Below are 25,981 nucleotides of genomic sequence, written 5' to 3' on the forward strand. Positions count from 1 at the left end.
GTGTGGCGTCCAGGCCCGTTCTTGCGGGCGTTGAACGATTGCTTTCAGGCGGCTTTGCGCTCGGTCTCTTTGCCGCTGATCAGCGCGCACACCGCATCGGTCACCTGCGCCGTGGTGGCCGTGCCGCCCAGGTCACGGGTGTGCAGGGCCGGGTTGGCGGTGACTTGTTCGATGGCCTGCATCACGGCGCGGGCAGCATCCACCTCGCCCAGGTGCTCCAGCAGCATCACCACCGACCAGAAGGTGCCGATGGGGTTGGCCAGGCCCTTGCCCATGATGTCGAACGCCGAGCCGTGGATGGGCTCGAACATGCTGGGGTAGCGGCGCTCGGGGTCGATGTTGCCGGTGGGCGCGATGCCCAGGCTGCCGGCCAGCGCGGCGGCCAGGTCGCTGAGGATGTCGGCATGCAGGTTGGTGGCGACGATGGTGTCCAGCGTTGCGGGGCGGTTGACCATCCGGGCCGTGGCGGCGTCCACCAGCTCCTTGTCCCATTTCACATCGGGGAATTCGGCCGCCACCTGTGCGGCAATCTCGTCCCACATCACCATCGCGTGGCGCTGGGCATTGCTCTTGGTGATGACGGTGAGCTGCTTGCGGGGGCGCGATTGCGCCAGGCGGAAGGCAAAGCGCAGGATGCGCTCCACGCCCACGCGGGTCATGATGGAGACATCAGTGGCCGCCTCGATGGGGTGGCCCTGGTGCACGCGGCCGCCCACGCCCGAGTATTCGCCCTCCGAGTTTTCGCGCACGATGACCCAGTCCAGGTCCTTGGGCGTGCAGCGCTTCAGGGGCGCGTCGATGCCCGGCAGGATGCGCGTGGGTCGTACGTTGGCGTACTGGTCGAAGCCCTGGCAGATTTTGAGGCGCAGGCCCCACAGCGTGATGTGGTCGGGGATGTCCGGGTCACCGGCGGAACCGAACAGGATGGCGTCCTTGCCGCGCAAGGCATCCAGCCCGTCGGCCGGCATCATCACGCCGTGCGCGCGGTACCAGTCTCCGCCCCAGCCAAAGTTTTCAAACTCGAATTGCAGGCCGGGGTGGCGGGCGGCCAGGGCTTCGAGCACACGCTGGCCAGCGGGAATCACTTCCTTGCCGATGCCGTCTCCGGGGATGGTGGCGATTTGATAGGTGGTCATGCAGAGGCCTGGGTGAAAAGGGTCTGGAAATGCCTGTGCAGCAAGGCACAGGCGTGAAAGAGAGACACAGGAGAAACCAAACGGTAGAGGGACTGTAGGCCTGGACGCCTTTGAAGAACGCCGCTAAAGTGAATCCATCGTTAACCTGCAGTTAAGAGCTATTCGATGAGTTCCACCATCCAGCCCGCAGAACTGGGCTTCTTTTCTGCGCTGGCCGCCAGCCCCAGCCTAAGCGCCGCAGGGCGCGAAATGGGGGTCTCCACGGCGGCGGTCAGCAAGCACCTCACGCAGATGGAAAAGCGCCTGGGTGTGGTGCTGGTCAACCGCACCACGCGCCGCATGAGCCTCACGCCCGAGGGCGAGCTGCTGCTGGAGCACGCGCGCCGCATCCTGCGCGAGATCGATGCGCTCGATGAACTCATCGTGCAGTCCAAGGCCAGCCCCAAGGGCCTGCTGCGCGTGAACGCCACGCTGGGCTTTGGCCGCATGCACATCGCCCCCGTGATCTCGGACTTTGTGCGCCAGTACCCCGAGGTGGATGTGCAGCTGCAGCTGTCGGTGCACCCGCCGCCGATCACCGACGATGCCTACGACGTGTGCGTGCGTTTCGGCGAGCCGCCCGACGGCCGCGTGATCGCCCGCCGCATCGCCCCCAACCGGCGCGTGCTGTGCGCCGCACCGGCTTACCTCGACCGCCACGGCAGGCCCCGCGTGCCGCGCGACCTGATGGAGCACCAGTGCATCGGCATCCGCCAGGGCGACGAGGCCTATGGCCTGTGGCGCCTGACCACCGGGCGCGGCAGCAAGGCGCACACCGAGTCGATCAAGATCACCGGCAACCTGACCACCAACGACGGCGAGATCGCCGTATTGTGGGCACTGCAGGGCCACGGCATCGTGATGCGCGCCGAGTGGGACGTGAACCGCCACCTGGCCCAGGGCCTGCTGGAGCCCGTGCTGCCGCACTACCAGACCCCGGCGGCCGACATCTATGCGGTGTACCCGCAGCGGCACCAGTTCTCCACCCGCGTGCAGGCGTTTGTGGGGTTTCTGGCCGAGGCGCTGGCAGCGTCGGGGGCACCGGCCGCTGTGCCCGCCAAGCCGGGCAAGTTGGGTAAAAGCGCAATGCAGGTTTCCTGATCTGCGGGGTGGCGCTGGTGTCGCTGTGCGGGTAGGGTGTCGCCATCCCAGTCCGTTTTGCCCGCCTTCTTCCGCTGCCCTGCCCAGACCAGGCTTTTACCCATGAAACCACTTTCGCAGCTTTTTGCCGCGCTGGCATGCGCCCTCACAGCCCTGCCGGTGCTGGCTACCGACTCCACCGCAGCCCAAGACTGGTCTCTGTCGGCCGACGGCGCCTATGTACTTGATGTGCGCGCAGGCCTGGCCTGGCCGCGTTGTGTGGAAGGTATGCAGTGGACGGGAAAAACCTGCACCGGCAAGCCGTTGCTGCTGGACCGTGCTGAAGCCACCACCCTGGCCACCGACCGCTGGAAGGCCGAGGGCGTGGGTTGGCGCCTTCCCCGCGCGGCGGAACTGCAGCGGCTGGTGGACAAGTCGCTGTCTCCCCCGGGCCTCAACCCCATCCTGTTCCCGGCCGCGCCGGGCCAGTGGCACTGGTCATCCACCAGCAACGTGAGTGCGCCCAGCGTCAACCCATACACCTACGGCAACATCGCGCAAGGCCGCGCGGGCGATGGGGGGCGCCAGGCCGCAATGATCAACGGCTGGGCCGTGAACCTGTCCACTGGCGAGGCGCGGGGCGATGCGGCACGGGCCAGCAAGCTACCGGTGCGGCTGGTGCGGCCGATGCCGGTGGGGGCGGGGAAGTAGCCGCAGACGTCGCACGGAGCAGGTAGCGGCTCAGGCACCTCATGCTGCCACCGTTTCCGCATCGCCCGCCACAAACACTTCGCGGGCAGCGGCCAGTCCGTTCAGCGCGGCGGGAAAGCCTGCGTAAACAGCCATCTGCATGAGGACTTCCACGATCTCCTCGCGGGTGACGCCCACGTTCTGCGCCGCCTGCAAGTGCACCTTGAGCTGTGGTGTCGCGTTGCCCAGCGCAGTCAAAGCAGCGATCACTGCAATTTCGCGGCTGCGCAGGTCCAGTCCGGGTCGGGAATAGATGTCGCCAAACGGAAACTCGATCAGGTAGCGGGCGAAATCCGGGGCGATGTCGGCCAGGCTGGCGACGACGTGCTCACCGGCGTGGCCGTCGATTTCGCGCAGCTTGGCGAGGCCCTGGAGATAACGGGGATTGGTTTCGGGGGACATGGGTGCTTCCTTGGCGGGGTGACGAGGGTGTGTGGCGAAGGGAAGCCTCCAGATCCCGGTAGTGCGCGATCTTGGCTTGCAGCGCCTGTGCGGCTTGCTGCATGGCGGTGATGGTTGCAAGCACCTGAGCAAGGTGATGCTCCAGCAGCTCGCGCCGTTCGGGGGCGGTGGTGTTCCCTTCGCTGCGCAGCCGCGCGAAGGCCTGCATCTGCCCGATGGGCATCTGGGTCTCGCGCAGGCGCAGCAGGAATCCGATCCATTCCATGTCCGAAGCCGCATAGCGGCGCTGGCCACCCGGCGCGCGCGCCACGGGCGCAATCAGCCCGGCGCGCTCGTAGTAGCGCAGCGTGTGCGCGGTCAGGCCCGTGCGTTCGGCGACTTCGGCAATGGTGAGGAGGGATGCCATGGGAACGATTCTGAAAGTTGGAGTGCACTCTAAGTCAAGCACTGAATCGCTCCAACGTGACAAGGGGTCGCAACAGGCCGCTGTCTAACCCTTGTTCGTATTCGCAGCCTCGTGATCTCTAGCCACCCGCGTGCTTGCAAGCAGTCTCTTCACCGCAGCTGCAACGCCTGCAGCACCAGCGAAAACGCAGGCGATGGCTGGCGCCGACTGGGGTAGTACAGGTGGTAGCCCGCGAACGGTGGGCACCAGTCTTCCAGCACTCGGACCAAGCGTCCGTCTTCGATGTGGGTGGCCAGTTCGTCCTCGGGCAGCAGCGCAATGCCCAGCCCGGCCAACGCTGCATCGACCTGGGGCGGGGCGGTGTTGAAGATCAGCGGGCCATCTACCCGCACGTTGACCTGTTTGCCCTTGCGCGCAAAGTCCCACACGTACAGGCCGCCCGAGGTAGGCATGCGCTGGTTGATGCACCGGTGCGCCGTCAGGTCGTGCGGGGTTTTGGGAATGGGATGGGCGGCAAAGTAGCTGGGCGATGCGACCACGGCCATGCGAAGCGGCGGGCCGATGGGCATGGCAATCATGTCCTTGTCGATGGTGTTGCCCAGGCGGACCCCGGCGTCAAAACGGTCGGCCACGATGTCGCGAAAGCCGTAGTTCATGTCGAACTCCAGCGTGATGTCGGGGTTGTCGTGCAACAGTGGCATGAGCTTGGGCAGCAGCGTAGTGTGCATGACGTGGTCGCCGCAGGTGATGCGCACAGTGCCTGCGGGTTTGTCGCGCAGTGCGGTCAGCGCATCCAGCTCGGCCTCAATCTCGTCAAAGCGGTGACCGATGGCTTGCATCAGGCGTTCGCCCGCTGGTGTGGGCGAGACGCTGCGCGTGGTGCGTGTGAGCAGCCGGATCTGCAGGCGCTCTTCAAGGCCACGGATGGTCTGGCTCAGCGCGGACTGCGTGACGCCCAGAGTGGCTGCGGCCCGGGTGAAGCTGCCCTCGCGCGCCACGGTGACAAAGGCCAGCAGATCGTTCAGGTTGCGTCTCGCCATGTCTGATTCTCTGAATTGATTGGTTAGCCAGCCTTATAAACCCATTCGCCATTCATTATCTAGTCGGCGCAAGCAATGCTGGGCAAACTTCTTGCCATGGCACAACGCATCAGCACCCACCCCTTCCAACGCCGCGCCCTGGCGGGTGTCGTCTTGGCATTCACCCTGGCAGCCGGGGTGATGCCCGCCACCACCTTTGCACAGCAGGGCCCCATGAAAATTCATCTGCATATCGATGGTGCCATTGCCACCGCCACCCTGGACAACAACGCCGCAGCGCGCGATTTTGTGGCCCAACTGCCGCTGTCGCTGACGTTGCAGAACTACGCGGAGATAGAGCGCATTGCGACCCTGCCGCACAAGCTGTCCACCCCGGCCGCATCCATGGGCATGACCCCTGTTACTGGTGATATCGCTTACTACGCGCCGTGGGGCAACCTGGCGATCTATCTGAGCGGCACCGTTCACGACCGAGGCCTGGTGCGCCTTGGCAAGGTGGACAGTGGCTTGGCAGCCCTGCAACGGCCTGGGCCCTTCGCTGTGCGCATTGAGCGCGCCAACGATTGAACGGCAGCCTTCTTCGCCCCCTCGCGGCGCCAATGCCGAATTCCTCCCATTCCCAAGAGCATCGAACATGAACAAGACCTTCAACACACCGAGCACACAACCTGGCATAGATCACTCCACCTCGGACCGGCGCGACTTCCTGATCCGAGCGGGCTTTGGTGCCGCAGCAATGGGCGGGCTGTCTGCCGCGGGTGGTACTGCGATGGCAGCGGGGCCGCAGCCAGCGCCCGGCAAGCTCAGCGGCGCCGACAATTTCTACCAAAGTGACAAGGTGGCCGTGCGCAAGGTGACCTTCAAGAACCAGTACCGCATGGCGGTGGCTGGCAACCTGTTTGTGCCCAAGAACCTGGACCGCAGCAAGAAAAATCCGGCCATTCTGGTGGGCCACCCCATGGGCGCAGTCAAGGAACAAAGCGCCAACCTGTATGCCACCAAGATGGCGGAGCAGGGTTTTGTCGCGCTGTCGCTGGACTTGCCTTTCTGGGGTGAGAGCGAGGGCCAGCCGCGCAACGCGGTGGCGCCAGACATCTATGCCGAGGCTTTCAGCGCAGCGGTGGATTTTCTGGGCACGCAGGCGATGGTGGACCGCGAGCGCATTGGGGCCATTGGCGTGTGCGGCAGCGGCAGCTTTGTCATCAGCGCCGCCAAGATCGACCCGCGCATGAAGGCCATCGCCACCGTCAGCATGTACGACATGGGTGCTGCCAACCGTGATGCGCTGAACCACTCGCAGACTGTGGAGCAGCGCAAGCAGATCATTGCCGCCGCTGCCGAGCAGCGCTATGTGGAATTCACCGGCGGGGCCATCCAGTACACCGGTGGCACAGTGCACGAGCTGACGGCAGACACACACCCCATTCAGCGGGAGTTCTATGACTTCTACCGCACCCCGCGTGGCGAGGTCACGCCCAAGGGCGGCTCAGCCAAAACCACCACCCACCCCACGCTGACCAGCAACGTCAAGTTCATGAACTTCTACCCGTTCAATGACATCGAGACGATTTCTCCGCGCCCCATGCTCTTCATCACGGGTGACCAGGCGCATTCCAAGGAGTTCAGCGAAGACGCCTTCAAGCGCGCTGCCGAGCCGAAGGAGCTGCACATCGTCCCCGGTGCGGGCCATGTGGATCTGTATGACCGTGTGAACCTGATCCCATGGGGCAAGTTGACGGCGTTCTTTGGCAAACACCTGGCTTAAGCAATGACCACCCAGGTTTGCGACGCCCCGCCGCACCACACAGGCGGTGAAGACGGGGCGGCGGCGCAGCCCGCGCGCTGGAGCGGCGTTTTTGCGATGACGCTCTGCGTGTTTGCGCTGATCGCGTCGGAGTTCATGCCAGTCAGCCTGCTCACACCCATGGCCGCAGACCTGGGTGTCAGTGAGGGTTGGGCCGGGCAGGGCATTGCGATATCGGGCGCCTTCGCCGTGTTCACCAGCCTGAGCATTGCAGCGCTGGCAGGCAGGATGGACCGAAAGACCCTGCTTCTGGGCCTTACGGCGCTGATGTGCTTATCTGGCGCGGTCATTGCACTGGCGCCGAACTACGCGGTGTACATGGTGGGGCGCGCGCTCATTGGGGTGGTGGTGGGAGGCTTTTGGTCGATGTCGGCCGCCACGGCCATGCGGCTGGTGCCCGCGCAGCAGGTGCCACGGGCCCTGGCCATCTTCAATGGTGGCAACGCGCTGGCCACGGTGGTGGCGGCGCCGCTGGGCAGCTATCTGGGGGCCGTGATTGGCTGGCGTGGGGCTTTCTTTTGCCTGGTGCCGGTGGCGGTGCTGGCCTTCATCTGGCAGTGGGTGAGCCTGCCGCCAATGCCTGCCTGGCCCCGGCGCTCTGGGGCCTCTGGCCTTGTTTTCAGACTGCTCCGGCGCCGGATGATTGCTGTGGGCATGCTGGCAGTGGGCAGCTTTTTCATGGGACAGTTTGTGCTGTTTACCTACCTGCGGCCATTTCTGGAGACCGTCACGCATGTGGGTGGGTTCACCTTGTCGTTCATCCTGCTGGTGATCGGGGTGGCGGGCTTTGTGGGCACCACGCTCGTCGGCGCGGCGCTGGCCAGAGGCTTCTACCCAACGCTGTTCACGGCACCCGTCTTGATGGCGCTCATCGCCATCGCGCTGATCTGTCTGGGTGACCAGCTCACCGCTGTCACGGCCTTGCTGGGTGTATGGGGCATGGTGGCCACGGCAGCACCGGTGGGCTGGTGGACATGGGTCGCCCGGTCGATGCCGAAAGACGCTGAAGCCGGAGGCGGCCTCATGGTGGCGGTGGTCCAACTGGCCATCGGCCTGGGCTCCACGGTGGGGGGCCTGCTGTTTGACCGCAGCGGATACCAGAGCACCTTTGTCGTCAGCGCTGTTTTGTTGCTGGTGGCCGCGTTGCTGGTCTTGCTGACCTGGCGCTCTGGTAGGGCCGAGGGCCGTGCTTTTGTCGGTAGTTGAAGGTTGAAGGAGATGGGGTGAACGCGTGCATTGCGCGCCAGCAAACTGACGGCGATGTGGGGTGCAAAACCGAGGGGACAGCAAAACCCGGCGTCCTGGTGAAAAATGGCGCAGCAGGTGGAGAGGCTGCGACCTGCTGGCACCCCAGTCTCCCTCCACGTCGCGCCACTTCATGTGCGCGGCCCCATTTCCATCACCCCACTGCGAGACCTCCATGAACCCATCCATCCCTACCACCGCGCTGCAGCTGCGCTCGCTTGTACAAGCCAATGGCACCTTGCAGATCAGCCTGGAGCCGACACCCGTGCCCACGCCAGGGCCTGACGAAGTGTTGATTCAGGTACAGGCCACGCCCATCAACCCATCGGACATTGGCCTGCTGCTGGGCCCGGCTGATCTGTCCACCGTGCAGGTCACCGGCAGTGCAGACCGCCCCGTGGCCACGGCCCGCATCCCCGAGCGCGCCATGCCCGGCATGGCGGCACGCCTGGGCCAGAGCATGCCCGTGGGCAACGAGGGCGCAGGTCTGGTGGTGGCTGCGGGTGCATTGCCCGCTGCGCAGGCGCTGCTGGGCCGCACGGTGGCAGTGATTGGTGGCGCCATGTATTCGCAGTACCGCGCCATGCCTGCAGCGCAGTGCCTGCCTCTGCCGCCCGGCACCACGGCGGCTGAGGGCGCGTCGTGTTTTGTCAACCCGCTGACTGCGCTGAGCATGGTCGAAACCATGAAGCGCGAAGGCCACACCGCGCTGGTGCACACCGCTGCGGCCAGCAACCTGGGCCAGATGCTGCTCAAGATTTGCCAGAAGGATGGTGTCGGCCTGGTCAACATCGTGCGCAAGCCCGAGCAGGCGGAACTGTTGCGCGAACTGGGCGCCCAGTACGTGTGCGACAGCAGTGCGCCCGATTTCATGGCCGAGCTGACCGACGCGCTGGCCGCCACGGGCGCCACCATTGCGTTTGATGCCACGGGCGGCGGCACGCTGGCGGGGCAGATCCTGCAGTGCATGGAGGCCGCCATCAACCGCAAGGCCAAGGAATACAGCCGCTACGGCTCGGCCGTGCACAAGCAGGTGTATCTGTACGGCCACCTGGACACGCGCCCGACCGAAGTGCACCGCACCTTTGGCATGGCCTGGGGCATGGGGGGATGGCTGCTGTTCCCGTTTCTGCAGAAGATTGGCGAAGAGGCCACCCAGGCGCTGCGCCAGCGCGTGGCGGCCGAGCTGAAGACCACGTTTGCCAGCCACTACGCGCGCACCGTGTCGCTGGCAGGCGCGCTGAGTGCCGAGTCCATTGCGTTCTACGGCCCGCGCAATACTGGGGCCAAGGTATTGATCGACCCGTCGCTGTAAGCGACGTTGCAGGGGCGCTTGCGGCGCCTTGAGGGACGGTCCACTACGGCAGGCGCCAGGCAAGCTCGGTAAGTGCCATGTAGCCAGCCGACGCCGCGTGCGCCAACAAAAAGGGCTCCCCTAGGGAGCCCGATCTGCCTGCCCGCCCCTGCGGTTCAGTTAACACTCCCCATGGCAACAGCACCTGCAAATGCGAAGTGCCACCACCATGGGAAGTCCCGCAACTGCTTCAACCAAACTCAAGCAGTTGGTCTGCCAATTACATGGCGCTGAATTCGCCGTGGGGGATCTGGCCGGTGCGCAGGGCTTCTGCTGCCTGGGCACGCACGGCAGCGCGGTCAGCGGTGGAGGTGTAGGTCACCACACGCGAACCAGCAGGTTCCTGGCTGCGCGTCTGGGCGACGGTGGCGGCTTCAGCGGCCACTTCAGCGGCCACTTCAGCGCGGGTGCGGTTCGTTTCGAACTTCAGGGCGAATTGCGAGCTGTCGGCTTCGTCAGCCTGGGCGCCAAAAGAAGCGAAAGCGGCAACAGCAGCGACGGAGAGGAAACGGGCGGTCTTGTTCATGATGAAAATCCTTGAAAGTTAAAAAGCGTCTCAAAAAAGCCGGGTCAAAAACCATTTCTGAACCGGGTTCGGTGAGTCGCCTTGCGGGTTCGGCTCATCGATGGGATGAACTGTACGCCGATGGTGTTCACGGAAAAACTACCTGGTCGCGAACTAACTGTTCCAGTATTGAGAACAATCCTTCCATCATCCCGCGCTCCCGGGTGATCTTTCAGGGCTCGAATTCTGCTGGAAAAAACTGTATATTCATACAGTATCAAACCACAGGAGTAGCAGTGCCATGCAAGTCATCGAATCCACTTTCGTCGTCAACCTCCGCGACTATCCCGAGGAGCTTCCGCCCAAAGAGCGCATTGCCGCAGAAACTCGGTACGCCAGGGCCCTGGAAAAGCAGCTTGGCGGCCCTGAACAGGTAGCAGCTGCGCTGGACACCATGCAGAGCCTGGAGGAGTCGCCCCCCGAGGTGGTGTCCCCTGGCGATCTCACTTTGCTCAAGGCCTGGGGCAAGGCCAGCGTGGCAGCCCGGCAGGCCGGGTTCCGGGATTTGGGGGAAGGAGAGGGCGCGTACTTTGAAGTAAGGCTGGTCTGAGAGGCTGAGAGTCCTTCATCCATGCCCGCCTTGCACGCCAATACGCCCCAGCTCGTCGTTACAAATGCTCGCCATAGCCTGAGCTATGGCTGTGCTTTGCGCCTAGATCCGAGGCGTATTTGCGCGCCTTTCGGGCCCGGCTAAAAAACTCTCAGCCTCTGAGCCTGAAAGCCCGCAGCACGCAGTGGGGCTGACCGAGCCGTCGTGCAGGCGCGTGCTGGGTGTGAGGGCCGGGTCACCCCGGTGCTTGCACACCCGCCGTGTGGGCAGATACTGTGTGTACATTGCATTACCAGCACGATCAACGCCGGAGACACAACACCATGACCCTGCCGCTTCACCCCCTGGACCCAGACCTGTTTGCCCGCGCATTGCCGCTGCTGGACGAAGAGTGGCTGACCCGCGACCCTGAACTGGCGCCCGTGCTCCCCACGGTGCTCGCGCGCAATGTGGGGCAGGACTGGCACAAGGCGGGCACGTTTCGCCACCACCTGGTGGGCGTGACGCGCACGCTGACCGTGTGGCAGCAGCCGCGCGATGTGCGCCTGCTGGGGCTGCTGCACAGCGTGTATGGCAATGCCTTTGTGGACCTGGTGAAGTTCGACCCCGCCAAGGAGCGCGCCCGTGTGCGCGAGATTGCGGGCGAGTCGGCCGAGCACCTGGTCTACCTGTTCTGCACCCAGTCGCGCACGCAGTTTGTGCAAAAGGTGCTGGCCCATGCACTGGAGGCGGACGGCAGCCTGGTGCTGCAAAAGGACGGGCAGGACCATGTGCTCACGCCCTACGAGGTGGCGGCCTTCATCATCGTGAGCATGGCCGACACCATCGAGCAGTGGTTCAGCTGGCAGGACGATATCTTCTCGCGCTTTCCGGACGTGCAGCACCGCAGCCAGAAGGCGCACTGGGCCGCATCGCTGTGGCCCGGGCCCATGCGGCCGTCGGGGCGCATGGTGCACCAGATCAATGGCCTGGCCAAGGCGCTGCAGCACCCGGGCCTGAAGGATGTGCTGCCCATGCCGCCGGTGTTTGCGCACTGCTCGCAGTACCTGTCGGCCGCCAACGAGGCGGCGGCCACGTCGCTGTACTGGTCGGTCATCCAGCAAGACCAGCCCCTGGTGGATCTGGACGTGGCCACCGGCGTGCTGGAAAGCGCCGTGCGCCACAACCCTTGGGTGGGCGAGCCGCAGATGGTGCTGGCCCAGCTGTATCTGTCCGCTGGCCGCAAGGACGACGCCAAGGCCGCCGCCGAAAGCGCGCTGCACCTGTTCAGCGCCTGGGGCAATGCGTGGGACAAACGCGTGCAGTGGGACGCCTGGGTGGCCTGGACGCGCATCCTGCTGCAGGGCGCGACGGTGGAGGGCACCTGGCCCGAGCGGCTGGACAAGCTGAACAACGTGGCACTGCGTGGGTGACTTGGAACATCCCCCAGAGTGACTGCGCCACTTCCCCCTTCTCTCGAATCGCAGCGCGATTCGGGAAGGGGGACGCAGCCCTCGCTGCGGGGCGGCCCTTGCTCGGCTGCCCTCGTTGGGCGCGCCAGTTTCGTGAGGTGGGGGTGGGGGCGCGGGCCTTGTCTTCTTATTCGAATTGGTTTTAATGAAATGAAAACTTAGTTGTTCCTGTGTTATCGGGAAAACCCTAGGATGCGAGCCATCTCTCAACGAAAGGTTTTCCCTGTGAACAACAACAAGCGCCTTCTCCTGCAATCCGCCCTGGCTCTGGCCGCTGCTGCCGCTTTCTCGTCCGGCGCCATGGCCCAGGACAAGCCCATCAAGGTGGGCGTGACCGGCGGCCCCCACGCCCAGATCTTCGAGCAGGTGAAGAAGGTTGCCGAGAAGGACGGCCTGAAGATCCAGATCGTCGAGTTCAGCGACTACGTGCAGCCCAACGCCGCGCTGGCTGCAGGCGATCTTGATGCCAACAGCTACCAGCACAAGCCTTACCTCGATGCGCAGGTGGCCGACCGTGGCTACAAGCTGGTGTCGGTGGGCTACACCGTCAACTTCCCCATCGGCCTGTATTCCAAGAAGGTCAAGAAGCTGGAAGACCTGAAGGAAGGCGCCAAGTTCGGCATCCCCAACGATCCCACCAACGGTGGCCGCGTGCTGCTGGTGCTGCAGGACAAGGGCCTGATCAAGCTGCGCGACGGCGCGGGCCTCAAGGCCACGCCGCTGGACGTGGTGAGCAACCCCAAGAAGCTCAAGTTCGTGGAACTCGACGCTGCCCAGCTGCCGCGCTCGCTGGACGACCTGGACGCCTCGGCCATCAACACCAACTTTGCGCTGTCGGCCGGCCTGAACCCTGGCAAGGACGCGATTGCGCAAGAAAACGCCAAGAGCCCCTACGTCAACCTGATCGCCGTGCGCGAAGCCGACAAGGACAAGCCCTGGGTGGCCAAGCTGGTGAAGGCCTACCACTCGGAAGAAGTGAAGAAATTCATCCAGACCGAGTTCAAGGGTTCGGTGCTGCCAGGGTTTTAAGGCTTCACGCTGAGCGCACCCTGTGATGGGTGGGCGCTGCGGTGCCCTGGTTTGACTTGCTCCCGCGAGGGGAGCGGGAGCCCAAAAGCGCTGTCGAAGAACGGCAAATATTCAGATTCCATTGGCATCCAGCGCTTGTCCAGCAGGCGCTGGATGCTATTTTTTTGGTAGCTATTGGCCGGCCCAGTGCCCCGGCTGCTTTGAGGGGAAACAGGCGGGCCACGCTTGCGTCCACAATGGGAGGGTTAACGTTCTGTAGCAATTACGCCCAGCACACCCCTTCCACCACGGCCCCCCACCCATGTCCTTCGCGGAACGAATCCTCTCAGCGGTCTGGTTGAGCGCAGCCACGCTGTTGTTCGCCGCGTCGCTGTGGGTGCCGGACGTCAGCGTGCGGGTGTTTCTGGACAACGCCTCGTGGACGCTGGCGTTTGGGCTGTCGGCCTTCTGGGCCTGGCGCGGCTGGGTGCAGGCGCCGCCTACCGACCGCGCGCTGCACGCCGGTCTGCTGGCCTTTGCCCTGCTGGTGGCTGTGGGGCAGATGGTGTGGAACGTGCAGGTGGCGCTGGACTGGAACCCGTTCCCCGCGCCTGCCGACCTGTTCTTTTTGGCAGGGGGCCCGCTGTGGGCGGCCACCGTCATCCGCGCCACGTTTGCCCGCCTCTCGCGTGACCGCGCCTACCCGGCGGCGCTGGACTTTGGCGGTGCCGTGCTGGCGCTGCTGGCCTTCACCCTGGTGATCTATCTGCCCTCGGGCGGGGTGGGGTCGGCGGCGGTGGGTACGGTTCTGGTGCTGTACCCGGCAGGGTTCCTCACGGCGGCGGGAGTCACGGCGCTGGCCATTCCTACCGTGGGGGTGCGGGTGGCGCGCTCGCACCTGCTGGTCTTGATGGGCCTGTTGGGCTATGGCCTGAGCTGGATGCAGTGGAACCTGATGGTGATCAGCAGCACGGTGGAGCCGGGTGTCTGGTTCAACGCCAGCTTCAGCCTCTCGGCGCTCGCCCTGGGTTGGGGCGCGCGCTGGCTGCGCTTTGAGATGTCGGTGGATGCCGACTACCGCCGCCAGTGTGACCGGGCCATGAACTATGTGCCGCTGGTGTCGATGACGCTGGCGGCCATCACCCTGGTGCTGCTGTTTGTCGCGCCCGACGGGCGTGCCGGGGTGCAGGCGCTCATCTTGGTGTGCTGCCTGCTGGTGCTGCTGCTGGCCGCACTGCGCCAGACCATTGTGGTCAGCCTGCTCAACCGACTGCGCACGGCCGAGGCCGCCGTGCTGCGCAACGAAGAGCAGCTGTACCGGGTGGCGCACTTTGACGCGCTCACCGGCCTGCCCAACCGCCGCTACTTTGAAGATGCGCTGGAGCGCGCCGTGGCCGAGGCCGCGCGCGACACGCAGGGCACCAACCGCCGTGTGGCGCTGCTGCTGATCGACCTGGACCACTTCAAGAGCGTGAACGAAACCTACGGCCACCGCGTGGGCGATGCGCTGCTGAGTGAGGTGGCCCAGCGTATCACCCAGCTGCTGGCGGGGCAGGGCCTGGTGTCGCGGCTGGCCAATGACCAGTTCACCGTGATGCTGCTGCGCCCCGCCTCGCGCACCGAGCTGGCGCAACTGGCCGCATCGCTGGTTGAAGGGCTGGGGAGACCCTGGGAGCTGTCGGAGGTGGGGGCGCAGTACATGGGTGCCAGCCTGGGCATCAGCCTGTACCCGGACGACTCTGCCAACAGTGTGGAGCTGGTGCGCCACGCGCATTCGGCGCTGCACGCCACCAAAAGCGCAGGGCGCGGCTCGTACCGTTTCTACATCGAGGAGTTCACGCAGATCACGCGCAGTCGGCTGGAGCTGCGCCGCCGCCTGCACAGCGCGCTGCAGGGTGGCGAGTTCACGCTGGTGTACCAGCCCCAGCTCAACCAGCAGCGCCATACGGTGGGCGCCGAGGCGCTGCTGCGCTGGTCAGTAGACGGCAAGGCGGTGCAGCCGGACGAGTTCATTCCGCTGGCCGAGGAGAGTGGGCTCATCGTGCCGATGGGCCTGTGGGTGTTCGACACCGCCTGCCGCCAGGTGGCGCAGTGGCGCGCCGAGGGCTGGCAGGTGCCGGTGGTGTCGGTCAATGTCTCCACCATCCAGCTGCGCGAACCAGGGTTCACCAAGACCTTGCTGGGCGTCACCGAGCGCGCGGGGGTGGAGCCTGCGGACCTGGTGCTGGAGATCACCGAGTCGCAGTTGCTGGACGAATCGCTCTACGCCATTGCGCTCGACCTGAAAAACGCGGGTTTTGCGCTGTCGATCGACGACTTTGGCACCGGGCACTCGTCGCTCATCAAGCTCAAGCGCCTGCCAGTGGGTGAGCTGAAGATCGACAAGGTGTTTGTGCGCGACATCGTGGTGGATGTGAACGACCGCGAGATCTGCGCCACCATCAATGCGCTGGCCCGCACGCTGGGCCTTTCGGTGGTGGCAGAAGGGGTGGAGACCGAGGAGCAGCTGCAGCTTTTGATCAAGATGGGCTGCGAGCGTTTTCAGGGCTGGCTGTTTGCCCCGGCGCTGCCGCCGGAGCAACTGGCCCGGCAGTGGCTGCAGCGGCAGTCGACAAGCCACACAATCGTTTGAATGCGGATTTGCTATTTAATTTATAGCTATTAGCGCTTATTTAATAAGCGCTGGAGTCACTTTTCAGCATAAAAACAAAACCCGGCAGGGAGCCGGGTTTGTCAATGTTGGCGGGCCTAGTGTCCAGCAGTTGCCGTTCAGGCCGCTTGCGCTACGCTGGCTTGGTTGGCTGCGGCGCCGGTGTGGTTGGTGATTTCCACTTCGGCGGAAGCCAGGGCTGCGGCCTTGGCATCAGGGCCCATGGCCACGCCTTCAGCGCGCACAAACCGCACGTCGGTGATGCCGAAGAAGCCGAACACCACCTTCAGGTAGCTCTCCTGGTGCTCCATGGCCTGGCCGCCTTCGCTGGTGGAATACACGCCACCCCGGGTAGAGGCCACGATCACAGTCTTGCCTTTGGCCAGGCCTTCGGGCCCGTTGGCGGTGTACTGGAACGTGCGGCCGGGTTGGGCAAGCCGGTCGATCCAGGCCTTGAGCTGGGTGGGAATGCTGAAGTTGTACAGCGGTGCGCCAATCACCACCACGTCGGCTGCCAGAAACTGGCTGACCAGTTGCTCGGACACCGCGTTCTCGCGCTTTTGCGCTTCGCTCAAGCCTTCGGTCTGGCCCGTGCGCGGAGTCATTGCGTCCATGGTGAAGTGTGCGGGGGTGTTGGCTACCAGATCGAGGTAGGTCACCTCGGTGGCTGGATGGCTGGCTTTGTAGGCGGCCACGATCTGTGCCGTGAGCTGTCGCGAAACGGAGTTGGCACCGGTGATGGCGGAATCAACGTGAAGCAGTTGCATGAAAAACTCCTGGGGTTCTGTGGATGGAGCCACAGCGTGTGGCCATGGGATGAATTGTGGTTGTTCATCCGTTTGTTGATAAGGTGGTTAATTTGAGATAGATTGTTCCATCCATCGAATGAATCGCGCGTGGCTACAACCCGCACTTCCACCATGCAAGACCTCAACGACATGCTGTATTTCGCCGAAGTGGTGGAGCGCGGTGGCTTTGCCGCTGCCGGCCGCGCCCTCGGCATCCCCAAGTCGCGCCTGTCGCGGCGCGTGTCCGACCTGGAGGCGCAGCTGGGTGTGCGTCTGCTGCAACGCACCACCCGCAAGCTGTCGCTGACCGAAGTGGGCGAGGCCTACTTGCGCCATTGCCAGGCCATGCGCGAGTCGGCCCAGGCTGCTGCCGACACTGTGGCCCAGGTGCAGACCACACCGCGTGGCACCATCCGCGTGAGTTGCCCGGTGACGCTGGCGCAGACCGTGGTGGCCGAGCTGATGCCCCGGTTTCTCGCCCAGTACCCCGAAGTGCGTATCGACATGCTGGTGAGCAACCGTGCGGTCAACCTGGTGGAGGAGGGCATCGACGTGGCGCTGCGCGTGCGCCCCTCGGTGGACGACAGCGGCAGCATGGTCGTCAAGCGGCTGGACCACACCACGCAGATCCTGGTGGCCAGCCCCGAGCTGCTGATCCGCCAGGGCACGCCCAAGACGCTGGACGATCTGGCCAAGCTTGACAGCATTGCCATGTCGGCACCCGAGGGCCGGTCCATCTGGAATCTCATCGGCCCTGGCGGCGTGCACCAGATGGTGCAGCACACCCCGCGCTATGTGGCCGATGATCTGCTCACGCTCAAATACGCCGCCGTGGCGGGCACCGGCGTGTGCTGGATGCCCGACTACATGTGCCAGGAAGAAATGCGCGAGCGCAAGCTGGTGCGGGTGCTGCCTGACTGGGCGCCTGCGCCCGCCATCGTGCATGCGGTTTTCCCCTCGCGCAGGGGTCTGTCGCCCGCCGTGCGGCGGTTTCTGGACTACCTGGGCGAGGCCATGCCCGGGCGCAGCAGCCTGAGCACGCGGCAGGCCCTGCAGGGGCTCGACGGCGCGAATATCTGAGTTGCTCAGCGCAAAGGCTGCGCTTGTGCACGGGTTCAATGGGCGGCACGCTTTTTGGCCCCACAATGCAACGAATTGCAACTGTGCGGGCTGCCCCGTCCCTGTGTTCAGCACACGCGGCGGCCCGGGGATTTTTTGTGACTGCTCCACACCCCATCGACCAAGACATCCGGCAGGCCCGTGTGCACCCCGCCGTGCGGGCCATCGTGGTTCCGCCGTGCCCCGAATCGTTGCTGCGCCTGCAGCAGATCATGGCCGAGCCCGAGCTGGATTCGGCGGCCCTGGAACAATTGGCGTCCTCCGACGTGGCCCTGGCCGCTGCCGTCATGCGGCTGGCCAACAGCCCGCTGTATGGCCTGGCCCAGCCTGTGCAGACCGTGGGCATGGCGCTCACGGTGTTGGGGCTGCAGCCAGCGGTGCAGTTACTATCGGCCTTCATCACGCGCAACGCGCTGCAGGTGCGGTCGCCGCTGCTGGAGCATTTCTGGGAAAGCTCGCAGCGCCGCGCCATCGCCTGCGAACACATCGGCCACCAGCTCTACAGCTTGGACCCCGGCCTGGGCTACAGCTTCGGTCTGTTCTGCCATGTGGGCATGCCGGTGTTGGTGAAGGCGGTGCGCGGCTATGCTGGCACCGTGACCGAGGCCCTGGCGCGCAAGGACCGCACCTTCACCCAGACCGAAAACGCCAGCCACCGCACCGACCACGCCGTGATGGGCGCCATCGTCGCGCGCACCTGGCACCTGCCAGGCGACGTAGCGCAAGCCATCTGGCTGCACCACGACTTTGCCTGCCTCGATGACGAGCGGTTTGACCCTACCGTACGCCACCTGGTGGCCCTGGGCCTGCTGGCCGAGTTTCTGGTCAACCAACATGACAACCTGCCGCCCACGCGCGAATGGCAGCAGCATGGGCAGGCCTGCATGGACCACCTGCACGTAACGCAGGACGAGCTGGACCACTGGATCGACGCGCTGCATCCGGCGTTTGAGGCCGTGCGGTTCTGATGCCGATGCGCGGCTGATCAATCAGAAGACCGTTCGGGCTGAGTCCATCTCCGCCGCCCTCAGCGCACCGCCTCCAGCAACTCGGCCAGGCGCGTATGCCCCCGCTGCGCAGCCCACTGCGCCGCATTCAGGCCCTCGCGGTCCACCAGCCGGGGGTTGGCGCCCAGGGCCAGGAGCTTCTGGGCGGTGGCGGTGTGGCCGTTCATCGCTGCCAGCATCAAGGCGGTTCTGCCCTCGTTGTCGCGGGCGTCCACTGGCGTTCCCTGGCGGACGAGGCTTTCTATCTGCTGGGGGTTGCCCGCACGGGCAGCGTCCCACACGTTGCCTGGCAACGATGCCCCGAGGCGTTTTTGCATGGAGGCGGTGGCTGCTCCGTTGCTGTCGCGGGCCACAGAGTCGGCCAGCGGGCTGCGGGCGGCCGGGGCTGCAGCAGCGGCCGCTGCCTGGGGCTCGGGCGCGGCTGGTGGGGGGGGCTGTTTTGTGGGAGCTGTTGCCGCGTGCTCGCGGCTCTCGGCGTTGGGGGCGGCGACCGGGGAGGGCGATGCGGGGAACCCAGACATGGCTCCGGCTGCGCGGGGGGCGTGCAGGGTTTCAGTTTCTGCGGCTGCTGTGGAGGCAGACGCGGGGGCTGGGGCCACAGCCGTGGCAGGTGCTGGAGTCGGTGCCGGGGTTGGTGCTGGCGCGGTCTTGGCTAAGGGCTGCGCGGGGGGCGGTGCGTGCGCAGGCGAAGGTGCCGTGGTGGACTTGGGGGCCACGGCCCCGGTGGCCGGGCTGGTGGTGTTGCGGGCGCGCTCCTGCTCCTGTGCGCTGTCGGGGGGGGCTGGCAATGTGGCCGACGGAGGCGGGGAGAGGGCCTCTGGCAGGGGCTTGGGTGCGGGGGCGGCCGAGGGCGCGGGTGCGGGGGCGGTTTGGGCTGCAGGTGCGGGCGCCTCGGCCCGGCGGTGGCTGAATGCGGTGTCCCGCTCCTCGGGCGTGCCGCGTTCGAACTGCAGCATCAGCAAACCGGTCAGGCCCACCACGGCCACGGTGGCCAGGGCCGAGATCTTCCAGCGTGCCTGGTTGGCGGCGGGGGCTTCAGGCGTTGGAGCGGGGCCTGCAGTGTGGGCGGCCGCCACCATCTGTGCATGCGCGCGCACGGCCTCGCGCACATGCGCGCCGGGGCGGGCGCCTTCCTGCGCGCTGGCTTCGTGGTAGCGCCGGACCAGCTCGTCGTCCTGCAGGTTCATACAAACTCCTTGAGGTGCTGGCGCAGGCTGGCCCGCGCGTAGCGCAGGCGGCTCTTGGCGGTTTCGAAATTCACGCCGGTGGCCTCGGCAATCTCCTGCACGCCCAGGTCGCCTTCGGCCTGCAGCAGGAAGGCCTCGCGCTGCTCCAGCGGCAACTGTTCCACCGCCGCAATCAGCGCGGCCGCTTGTTCGCGCGACTGTAGTTGCCGCACGGGCCCAAAGCCCGAGTCGGCCACCAGTGTGTCGGCCAGCCTGCGCGCATCGTCGTCGCTCGCATCCAGGCTGGTGTGGTGCCTGGCGGTGCGCAGGTGGTCCACCAGCCGGTGGTGCGCCAGGGTGAACAGCCAGGTGCGGAACTTGGCTTTCACCTCGTAGCGGGCAGCATTGCGCGCCACGGCAAACCACACGTCCTGCAGCAGGTCATCGGCCTCGGCCTGCACCTTGACGCTGCGAAACACAAACCGCCACACCGCCAGTTCGTGCCGCCCATACAGTACATCGAACGCGCCCAATTCTCCTGCGGCGTAGCGCAACATCAGCGCTTCGTCGGAGTCCTCCATGGTGGCGGGGAATGGGGTGGATGGCACCCGCGCATTATGGGAGGGACTCATGCGCTGGCGGACAGATCCGCTGGGGTTGCATTCAGGGCCTACCTCGGGTCTGGTACGTAAGACACGTTGTCCGATTGCGGCACGGTTTGCGGTACCGGCGGGTGCGCACGCCGCTTTCGGATCACGCCTTTTGCAATCAGGTTTTTGCGGCTGTCGTAACGGATGCTGATGACCTCTTCGAGGAGGTGCGACACAACCGGGGTCTGGCGCTGCCCGTGCGGGGCTTCCTCGCTCAGACGGTCTTCGTTGCTAACTTTGTTGCGGTGTTGGCCGGACGGTTCAGGCCTCACCTGTGCAACGGGGTCGATGATCCGCTGGCGGAACAATGCAATCTGGATCAGGCCCACCTTGGTTGAGCGCGCAGTGAGGTCGGCGTGGGAGTTTGCAACGTTTGCGAACTCGAAGTGAGGCAACGTGCCGCTGGATTTGTACCAGCCGGCAATTCGATCGCGCGCATGGGGCAAGAACACATAGCCGCTCCGTCTCCACCCGTCGTTCTGACCGGTGAACTCATCGGTCTGACCGGTTAGTACGTCGACGCCATCCACCATTAGCACGACATTCACCCTATCGCCGCTGCGATTGTGCAATGTGACCGCATACTGGGCCCCAGGTCGGCCAGCGACCCAGTATTGGCCCTTGGCGTAGTACATCGGCAGCCTGGCGCCTGTATGGGGGTTGACGATAGTGACTTGGGCCAGGCGGCCGATGGCCTGGGCGGGCAAGCTGGTCAGCGCGAGCAGTACGGCCAGCGCGGTGACGGTGGTATGGATGAGGGCAGGGAGTGTGGGGGAACCGGTTTTCATAGCGGCCCTTTGACGATGTTATTGGTGCTGAGTGAAACGAGCGGAATGGCTGGGTCGGATCAGGGGCAGTCGGCCGCCGCGCACTGTGCGAGGCGCCCGTTCACCTGCGCGCGGGACGGCTGCGCATGGCCGGTCCGCTATCTCGGGCCCAGTCAATTCGGGTCCGGCACATAGGACAGGTTGTCCGATTGCGGGAATGCCCGGGGCACCGGCATGCGCGCTGGCCGTTCGCGGATGATGCCGCTGGCCACCAGGTTCTCGCGGCTGTCGTAGCGGATGCTGATGATTTCATTGGGCTGCTCCTGCAGGCGCGTGAAGCTGGTGTGGGTGACGACCGATGTCTCGCGCTGGCCGTGCGCCGTGCCCAGCTTGGCCGACGGCATGGGGGCGGCCTTGGCCACACTGTCGGCAGATTGCGAGCGGGCAGAGGATTCGGCCGATGGATCAGGGGCCGCCGGTGCAGCGGCAGCGGGTGACGCGGGTTCCTCCCGCAGGCGCCCGAGGCCGTGGCCGTTGTCACGGCGCTGGCTGTAGGGCTCGGGGGTGATGGCGGGGGCAGGCTGGGGCACCGGCGCCTGTTCGCGGAACAGTGCCACGCCAATCACGCCCACATGCGCTGGGCGGCCCGTGCGGGCGGCATACGAGTTGGCAATGTGGGAAAACTCGAAGGCCGCTACCTGGCTGTCGCTCTTGCGCCAGCCGGTGATCTGGTAGCGCTCGTACGGCGAGAACACATACCCGCGCTGGTCCCATGCAGCGGTTTCGCCGCTGAGCACATTGACTCCGTCCACCGAGGGAACGGCCAGCACCCGCTCTCCCAGCCGGTTGCGCACCGTGATGGCATACCGCGCCCCGGGCCGCCCTGCCACCCAGTATTCGCCCCGGGCGTAGTGCACCGGCAGCGTGGCGCCGGTGTCACGGTCCACGATGGTGACATCAGCCAGGCGGCCAATGGCCTGGGCAGGAAGGTGGGCCAGGCCCAGCAATGCCGTCAGGGCGGCGAGGGCGGCGAGGGCGGGCAGGGTGAGCGAACGGGGTTTCATGGCAGCTCCATCAAAAAAATGTGGTGGTGCTGTATGAAACGAACGGGATGGGTCAATGGGGTTGAGAGGTGTCGAAAAAAATCAAAAATAGTTTTCAGCACCGCATCGCACCCAAGCTTGCGGGCCTACCGTTCGCACTGCGGTCTCAGTGAGCGAGGCGTCGCACGCTGGTGGTGGGCAGGGCATTGCCCCGGTGACTCGCTGTGGCGCGTGTGCCCATGCCTGCTGCAGCGCTGCCGCTGACCTGGAACACGGCCACCAGCTCTGCCAGGCGCTGGGCCTGCTGGCGCAGGTTCTCTGCGGCAGCGGTGCTTTCACCCACCAGCGCGCCGTTTTGCTGCGTCATCTGGTCCAGCTGGGTCACGGCCACGTTGACCTGCGAGATGCCGTCGCTCTGCTCGGCAGCGGCGGTGCTGATCTCGCCGATGATGCCGTTCACGCGCTGCACGCCTTGCACGATCTCGTTCATGGTGTCACCGGCATTGGCCACAAGCTGGGTGCCCGAGTCCACTTTTTCGACGCTGGACTGGATCAGCGCCTTGATCTCCTTGGCGGCCTCGGCGCTGCGCTGCGCCAGGCTGCGCACCTCGGTGGCTACCACCGCAAAGCCACGCCCCTGTTCACCCGCGCGCGCTGCTTCCACGGCAGCGTTCAGCGCGAGGATGTTGGTCTGGAAGGCAATGCCGTCGATCACGCCGATGATGTCGGCGATCTTCTGGCTGCTGTGGTGGATGTCCTGCATGGTGCTCACCACCTGCTGCATCACTTCGCCGCCCTTGGTGGCGGTGCTGGCGGCGGTGGTGGCCAGCGCATTGGCCTGGCGGGCCGAATCAGCGCTTTGGCGCACGGTGGCGGTCAGCTCTTCCATGCTGGCGGCGGTTTGCTCCAGGCTGCTGGCGGCTTGTTCGGTGCGGTTGCCCAGGTTCTGGTTGCCGCTGCTGATGTCGTCGCTGGTGGTGCGCAGCTGCGCAATGTTGTCGCGCACAGCCGAGACCAGTTCATGAAAGCGCTGTTGCATGTCGCGCACGGCCACCATCACGCTGCCGGTGTCGCCCGCCTTGACCTGCACGTGCGTCGTCAGGTTGCCTTGCTGGATGGCCTGCACCACGGCGCGCACTTCGCTGGGCTCTGCCCCCAGCTCGCGGCCAATGCTGCGCGATACCAGCACTGTCACCGCCACGCTGATCAGCACGGCCAGCAGGGTGATGGACAGCATCACGCCGGTGAATTGGCTGGCGTCCTGGTTGGCCGTCTGGCTGTTCTTGATGATGCGGCCTTCCTCGTAGTCGATGAGCTTGTTGGCGGCGGCCAGCCATTGCTCGTACTGCGGTTTGGCCTCGGCCCAGAGCAGGGCTTCGGCGCCCGCGCGGTCGCCAGCCTGCATCAGTGCAACCACCTTGCTGGTGGTGGCCACCGTGCGTGCTTCGATGTCCTTGAGCGCCTGCACCATGGGGCCCACCTCGGGTGGGACCTCTTTTGCGGTTTTCAGCACGTTGTCGAGTTGCGTGGCGGACTGGGCATAAAAGTCGGCCAGCCGCGCGATGGATTCAATCTCTTTTTTGCGCGCCTCGTCGTTGGGCGCCAGCACCACATCCCGCACCGCGATGGAGCGGTCGTGGGCCGAACCCCGGAAGTTGATGGCAGTGCGCTGGATGACCGCGTTTTGCGTGGCATTGGCGCTCAATGCGCCATCGATGCCCCGTGCAATGAGCACGCTGTAGACCGACATTCCGAGCAAAGCCACGATGACCAGGCCGAAGCCCGCCATCAGGCGCTGGCTGATTTTCCATGTGTGCATTAAGGTGCCTCTTGAAGATGTCCGGGGACGACGTTGCCCATACAAACCGCCAGGTGTCCCCATTGGAGCGGCAGACCATGGCAAGGTGTTTGCATTTCGTTGCATTGTACTGACTGGTTGCAAATTAAACTGTTTGGTTTAATTTATTTACTCGATAGTCAGCTTTTGTCTGGGCAGGAGTTGAGGCTTTTTTAGATGTTTTGGCGATTAAATAACAAGAATTAAGTCGTTTGGGTTTTAAGGCGCGGCTCGCAGAATGCCAATGCTGTGACCCCTACCATCTCCATCATCATCGTCCCCGGCAGGCGCGACTCTGGCCTCGGACACTGGCAAAGCCTGTGGGCTGAGCGCCTGCCCAATGCGCTCCGCGTAGTGCAGGACGACTGGATCACGCCCACCCGGACGGCCTGGGTGGGGCAACTGGAAAAGACCGTGTTGGCCGCGCCGAACCCCGTGGTGATCGTGGCGCACAGCCTGGGCTGCATCGCTACCTCTCATATGGGCCCCGAGGCAGCGGCCCGCGTGTGTGGTGCGCTGCTGGTGGCCCCGGCCGACCCGGAGCGCCGCGCCATCCTGAGCGACTTTGCGCCCGTGCCCTATGCCGCGTTGCCCTACCGCAGCATCGTGGTGGCCAGCAGCAACGATCCGTTTTGCCCCATCCGCCTGGCGGGCGCCTATGCGCGGGCCTGGGGCAGCGAGTTTGTGCGCATGCAGAACGCCGGGCACATCAATATCGACTCCGGCCACGGGGAATGGCCTTTGGGCTGGGCATTGCTGCAGTCGCTGGAGGGGGATCACACGGTGCCATCGCAACCCGGTGCGCGGTCGATCATGTCGCCTGCTGCTGTCTGATTGCTATAAATTTAATAGCTTTTTTGCGCTTGTCCAGAAAGCGCTGGTGCTCTTTTTTGCTTGAAATTCCGAGTCAGGGGCCGCTGCCGATGGATCAGGCAATGGCCCGACGCGATCCTCTGAAAAATCTATATTCGAAATTGCGATTAATTAACAAAAATATATTCTTTTGAGTTTTAAAGATGCCTCCGCACAATGCGGCATCTCCAGCATCTTTTGGGCGACATCACCATGACTTCCTTGAAACTCAAGACTCTTTTCGCCTCCCTGGCCCTGGCCGCCAGTGGCATGGCCGCCGCACAGAATTCGCTGCTCAACGTGTCGTACGACGTGGCCCGTGAGTTCTACAAGGACTACAACGCCGCCTTTGCCGCGCACTACAAGAAGACCACCGGCCAGGATGTGAAGATCGACCAGTCGCACGCAGGCTCCAGCGCCCAGGCGCGTGCCGTGAACGACGGCCTGGCCGCCGACGTGGTGACCATGAACACGACCACCGACGTGCAGTTCCTGGCCGACAGCGGCGTGGTCGCCAAGGACTGGGCCAAGAAATTCCCACACGACGCATCGCCCACCACTTCGACCATGCTGTTCCTGGTGCGCAACGGCAACCCCAAGGGCATCAAGGACTGGGAAGACCTCATCAAGCCCGGTGTCCAGGTCATCGTGGTGAACCCCAAGACCGGTGGCAATGGTCGCTATGCCTACTTGGCCGCCTGGGGCGCCGTGCGCGAAAAGGGCGGCACCGAAGCACAGGCCGCCGAGTTCGTGGGCAAGCTCTACAAGAATGTGCCCGTGCTGGCCAAGGGTGGGCGTGACGCCACGGCCACCTTCCTGCAGCGCAACCAGGGCGATGTGCTGATCACTTTCGAATCCGAAGTGGTCTCCATCGACCGTGAATTTGGCGCGGGCAAGGTCGATGCGATCTACCCCTCGGTGAGTGTGGTGGCCGAGAACCCCGTGGCCGTGGTCGAGCGCACCGTGGCCAAGAAGGGTACGGCCCAGTTGGCCAAAGCCTACCTGGACTACCTGTATTCGGATGAAGCACAGGAGATCGCCGCGAAGCATGCCATCCGCCCCCGCTCGGAAAAGGTGCTTAAGAAGTACGAAGCCACCTTCAAGCCGCTCAAGCAATTCACCGTGGCCAAGTATTTCGGCTCGCTGACAGAAGCGCAGAAGGTGCACTTCAACGACGGCGGACAGTTCGACAAGCTGTACACGAAGTGAACACCCCCCTGAGCCGCTTCGCGGCTTCCCCCCTCTCTCTGCGCGCTGCGCACTCCGGGAGGG

Annotated in this window: 25 protein-coding genes; 14 read left to right on the forward strand and 11 right to left on the reverse strand. The window is 64.9% G+C overall.

The window, feature by feature from the left end; genetic code table 11:
• Window positions 1-44 precede the first annotated feature (44 nt).
• Window positions 45-1,136, reverse strand: coding sequence for a tartrate dehydrogenase (locus C8C94_RS04635; protein ID WP_121419889.1), 1,092 nt, complete (start codon window positions 1,134-1,136; stop codon window positions 45-47).
• A gap of 165 nt (window positions 1,137-1,301) precedes the next feature.
• Here C8C94_RS04635 and C8C94_RS04640 point away from each other — a divergent pair, with 165 nt between their 5' ends.
• Both C8C94_RS04640 and C8C94_RS04645 read left to right on the forward strand, forming a co-directional pair.
• Window positions 1,302-2,276 (forward strand): LysR substrate-binding domain-containing protein, encoded by a 975-nt coding sequence (locus tag C8C94_RS04640; RefSeq protein WP_121419890.1) that lies wholly within the window; start codon window positions 1,302-1,304, stop codon window positions 2,274-2,276.
• A 102-nt stretch (window positions 2,277-2,378) separates the two neighbouring features.
• Window positions 2,379-2,966, forward strand: coding sequence for a DUF1566 domain-containing protein (locus C8C94_RS04645; protein ID WP_121419891.1), 588 nt, complete (start codon window positions 2,379-2,381; stop codon window positions 2,964-2,966).
• Window positions 2,967-3,005: 39 nt separating this feature from the next.
• Here the strand turns inward: C8C94_RS04645 and C8C94_RS04650 are convergent, their stop codons facing one another.
• The 3 genes from C8C94_RS04650 to C8C94_RS04660 form a co-directional block, all read right to left on the reverse strand.
• Window positions 3,006-3,407, reverse strand: a complete 402-nt coding sequence (locus tag C8C94_RS04650; protein WP_121419892.1) for a carboxymuconolactone decarboxylase family protein — start codon at window positions 3,405-3,407, stop codon at window positions 3,006-3,008.
• Window positions 3,334-3,813 carry a MerR family transcriptional regulator gene (locus C8C94_RS04655; RefSeq protein ID WP_055397539.1) on the reverse strand — a complete coding sequence of 160 codons (480 nt, stop codon included), beginning with the start codon at window positions 3,811-3,813 and terminating at the stop codon, window positions 3,334-3,336. Before C8C94_RS04655 ends, C8C94_RS04650 begins: the two co-directional genes overlap by 74 nt.
• A gap of 149 nt (window positions 3,814-3,962) precedes the next feature.
• Window positions 3,963-4,853, reverse strand: coding sequence for a LysR family transcriptional regulator (locus tag C8C94_RS04660; RefSeq protein ID WP_121419893.1), 891 nt, complete (start codon window positions 4,851-4,853; stop codon window positions 3,963-3,965).
• Window positions 4,854-4,949: 96 nt separating this feature from the next.
• Between C8C94_RS04660 and C8C94_RS04665 the strand changes: the two genes are divergently transcribed.
• From C8C94_RS04665 to C8C94_RS04680, 4 genes are all read left to right on the forward strand, one after another.
• Window positions 4,950-5,420 (forward strand): cyclophilin-like fold protein, encoded by a 471-nt coding sequence (locus C8C94_RS04665; RefSeq protein WP_121422700.1) that lies wholly within the window; start codon window positions 4,950-4,952, stop codon window positions 5,418-5,420.
• A gap of 202 nt (window positions 5,421-5,622) precedes the next feature.
• Window positions 5,623-6,618 (forward strand): alpha/beta hydrolase, encoded by a 996-nt coding sequence (locus C8C94_RS04670; RefSeq protein WP_233573571.1) that lies wholly within the window; start codon window positions 5,623-5,625, stop codon window positions 6,616-6,618.
• A gap of 3 nt (window positions 6,619-6,621) precedes the next feature.
• A complete protein-coding gene (locus C8C94_RS04675) occupies window positions 6,622-7,863 on the forward strand; it encodes an MFS transporter (RefSeq protein WP_121419895.1) in 1,242 nt (413 codons plus the stop codon).
• Between the two features lie 214 nt (window positions 7,864-8,077).
• The gene (locus tag C8C94_RS04680; protein ID WP_121419896.1) at window positions 8,078-9,217 is read left to right on the forward strand and encodes a zinc-binding dehydrogenase; all 1,140 of its coding nucleotides are present in this window, start codon (window positions 8,078-8,080) and stop codon (window positions 9,215-9,217) included.
• A 259-nt stretch (window positions 9,218-9,476) separates the two neighbouring features.
• On the opposite strand, the gene C8C94_RS04685 is transcribed toward C8C94_RS04680, so the two are convergent.
• Window positions 9,477-9,782, reverse strand: coding sequence for a DUF4148 domain-containing protein (locus C8C94_RS04685; protein WP_121419897.1), 306 nt, complete (start codon window positions 9,780-9,782; stop codon window positions 9,477-9,479).
• A 280-nt stretch (window positions 9,783-10,062) separates the two neighbouring features.
• Between C8C94_RS04685 and C8C94_RS04690 the strand changes: the two genes are divergently transcribed.
• The 4 genes from C8C94_RS04690 to C8C94_RS04705 all read left to right on the forward strand — a co-directional run bounded on the left by C8C94_RS04690 (window position 10,063) and on the right by C8C94_RS04705 (window position 15,462).
• Window positions 10,063-10,371, forward strand: coding sequence for a hypothetical protein (locus C8C94_RS04690; RefSeq protein WP_055397526.1), 309 nt, complete (start codon window positions 10,063-10,065; stop codon window positions 10,369-10,371).
• Between the two features lie 323 nt (window positions 10,372-10,694).
• Window positions 10,695-11,783: a DUF6817 domain-containing protein gene (locus tag C8C94_RS04695; RefSeq protein WP_121419898.1), complete on the forward strand. Its 1,089-nt coding sequence runs from the start codon at window positions 10,695-10,697 to the stop codon at window positions 11,781-11,783.
• Between the two features lie 231 nt (window positions 11,784-12,014).
• Complete coding sequence (locus tag C8C94_RS04700; protein WP_121419899.1) at window positions 12,015-12,851, forward strand: MetQ/NlpA family ABC transporter substrate-binding protein; 837 nt, start codon at window positions 12,015-12,017, stop codon at window positions 12,849-12,851.
• A gap of 301 nt (window positions 12,852-13,152) precedes the next feature.
• Window positions 13,153-15,462 carry a bifunctional diguanylate cyclase/phosphodiesterase gene (locus C8C94_RS04705; protein WP_121419900.1) on the forward strand — a complete coding sequence of 770 codons (2,310 nt, stop codon included), beginning with the start codon at window positions 13,153-13,155 and terminating at the stop codon, window positions 15,460-15,462.
• Window positions 15,463-15,599: 137 nt separating this feature from the next.
• Here C8C94_RS04705 and C8C94_RS04710 read toward each other — a convergent pair whose 3' ends face one another.
• Window positions 15,600-16,247: an FMN-dependent NADH-azoreductase gene (locus C8C94_RS04710; RefSeq protein WP_121419901.1), complete on the reverse strand. Its 648-nt coding sequence runs from the start codon at window positions 16,245-16,247 to the stop codon at window positions 15,600-15,602.
• A gap of 153 nt (window positions 16,248-16,400) precedes the next feature.
• Here C8C94_RS04710 and C8C94_RS04715 point away from each other — a divergent pair, with 153 nt between their 5' ends.
• The gene (locus C8C94_RS04715; RefSeq protein WP_055397516.1) at window positions 16,401-17,348 is read left to right on the forward strand and encodes a LysR family transcriptional regulator; all 948 of its coding nucleotides are present in this window, start codon (window positions 16,401-16,403) and stop codon (window positions 17,346-17,348) included.
• Window positions 17,349-17,485: 137 nt separating this feature from the next.
• Entirely contained in the window at window positions 17,486-18,355 is an 870-nt protein-coding gene (locus tag C8C94_RS04720) for an HDOD domain-containing protein (RefSeq protein ID WP_121419902.1), read from the forward strand.
• 59 nt (window positions 18,356-18,414) lie between these two features.
• Here C8C94_RS04720 and C8C94_RS04725 read toward each other — a convergent pair whose 3' ends face one another.
• The 5 genes from C8C94_RS04725 to C8C94_RS04745 all read right to left on the reverse strand — a co-directional run bounded on the left by C8C94_RS04725 (window position 18,415) and on the right by C8C94_RS04745 (window position 23,839).
• On the reverse strand, window positions 18,415-19,581 hold the full coding sequence (locus C8C94_RS04725; protein ID WP_121419903.1) for an ankyrin repeat domain-containing protein: 1,167 nt from the start codon (window positions 19,579-19,581) through the stop codon (window positions 18,415-18,417).
• On the reverse strand, window positions 19,578-20,192 hold the full coding sequence (locus C8C94_RS04730) for a sigma-70 family RNA polymerase sigma factor (RefSeq protein ID WP_370449732.1): 615 nt from the start codon (window positions 20,190-20,192) through the stop codon (window positions 19,578-19,580). Before C8C94_RS04730 ends, C8C94_RS04725 begins: the two co-directional genes overlap by 4 nt.
• Before the next feature lie 38 nt (window positions 20,193-20,230).
• Window positions 20,231-20,998 carry a hypothetical protein gene (locus C8C94_RS04735; RefSeq protein WP_121419905.1) on the reverse strand — a complete coding sequence of 256 codons (768 nt, stop codon included), beginning with the start codon at window positions 20,996-20,998 and terminating at the stop codon, window positions 20,231-20,233.
• A 152-nt stretch (window positions 20,999-21,150) separates the two neighbouring features.
• Window positions 21,151-22,041 carry a hypothetical protein gene (locus C8C94_RS04740; RefSeq protein WP_121419906.1) on the reverse strand — a complete coding sequence of 297 codons (891 nt, stop codon included), beginning with the start codon at window positions 22,039-22,041 and terminating at the stop codon, window positions 21,151-21,153.
• Window positions 22,042-22,186: 145 nt separating this feature from the next.
• The gene (locus C8C94_RS04745) at window positions 22,187-23,839 is read right to left on the reverse strand and encodes a methyl-accepting chemotaxis protein (RefSeq protein WP_305000522.1); all 1,653 of its coding nucleotides are present in this window, start codon (window positions 23,837-23,839) and stop codon (window positions 22,187-22,189) included.
• 267 nt (window positions 23,840-24,106) lie between these two features.
• Between C8C94_RS04745 and C8C94_RS04750 the strand changes: the two genes are divergently transcribed.
• A complete protein-coding gene (locus C8C94_RS04750) occupies window positions 24,107-24,691 on the forward strand; it encodes an alpha/beta hydrolase (RefSeq protein ID WP_121419907.1) in 585 nt (194 codons plus the stop codon).
• Between the two features lie 231 nt (window positions 24,692-24,922).
• Window positions 24,923-25,918, forward strand: coding sequence for a sulfate ABC transporter substrate-binding protein (locus tag C8C94_RS04755; RefSeq protein WP_121422701.1), 996 nt, complete (start codon window positions 24,923-24,925; stop codon window positions 25,916-25,918).
• Window positions 25,919-25,981: the final 63 nt, after the last annotated feature.

Source organism: Acidovorax sp. 94, assembly GCF_003634645.1.
Taxonomy (GTDB): Bacteria; Pseudomonadota; Gammaproteobacteria; order Burkholderiales; family Burkholderiaceae_C; genus Acidovorax; species Acidovorax facilis.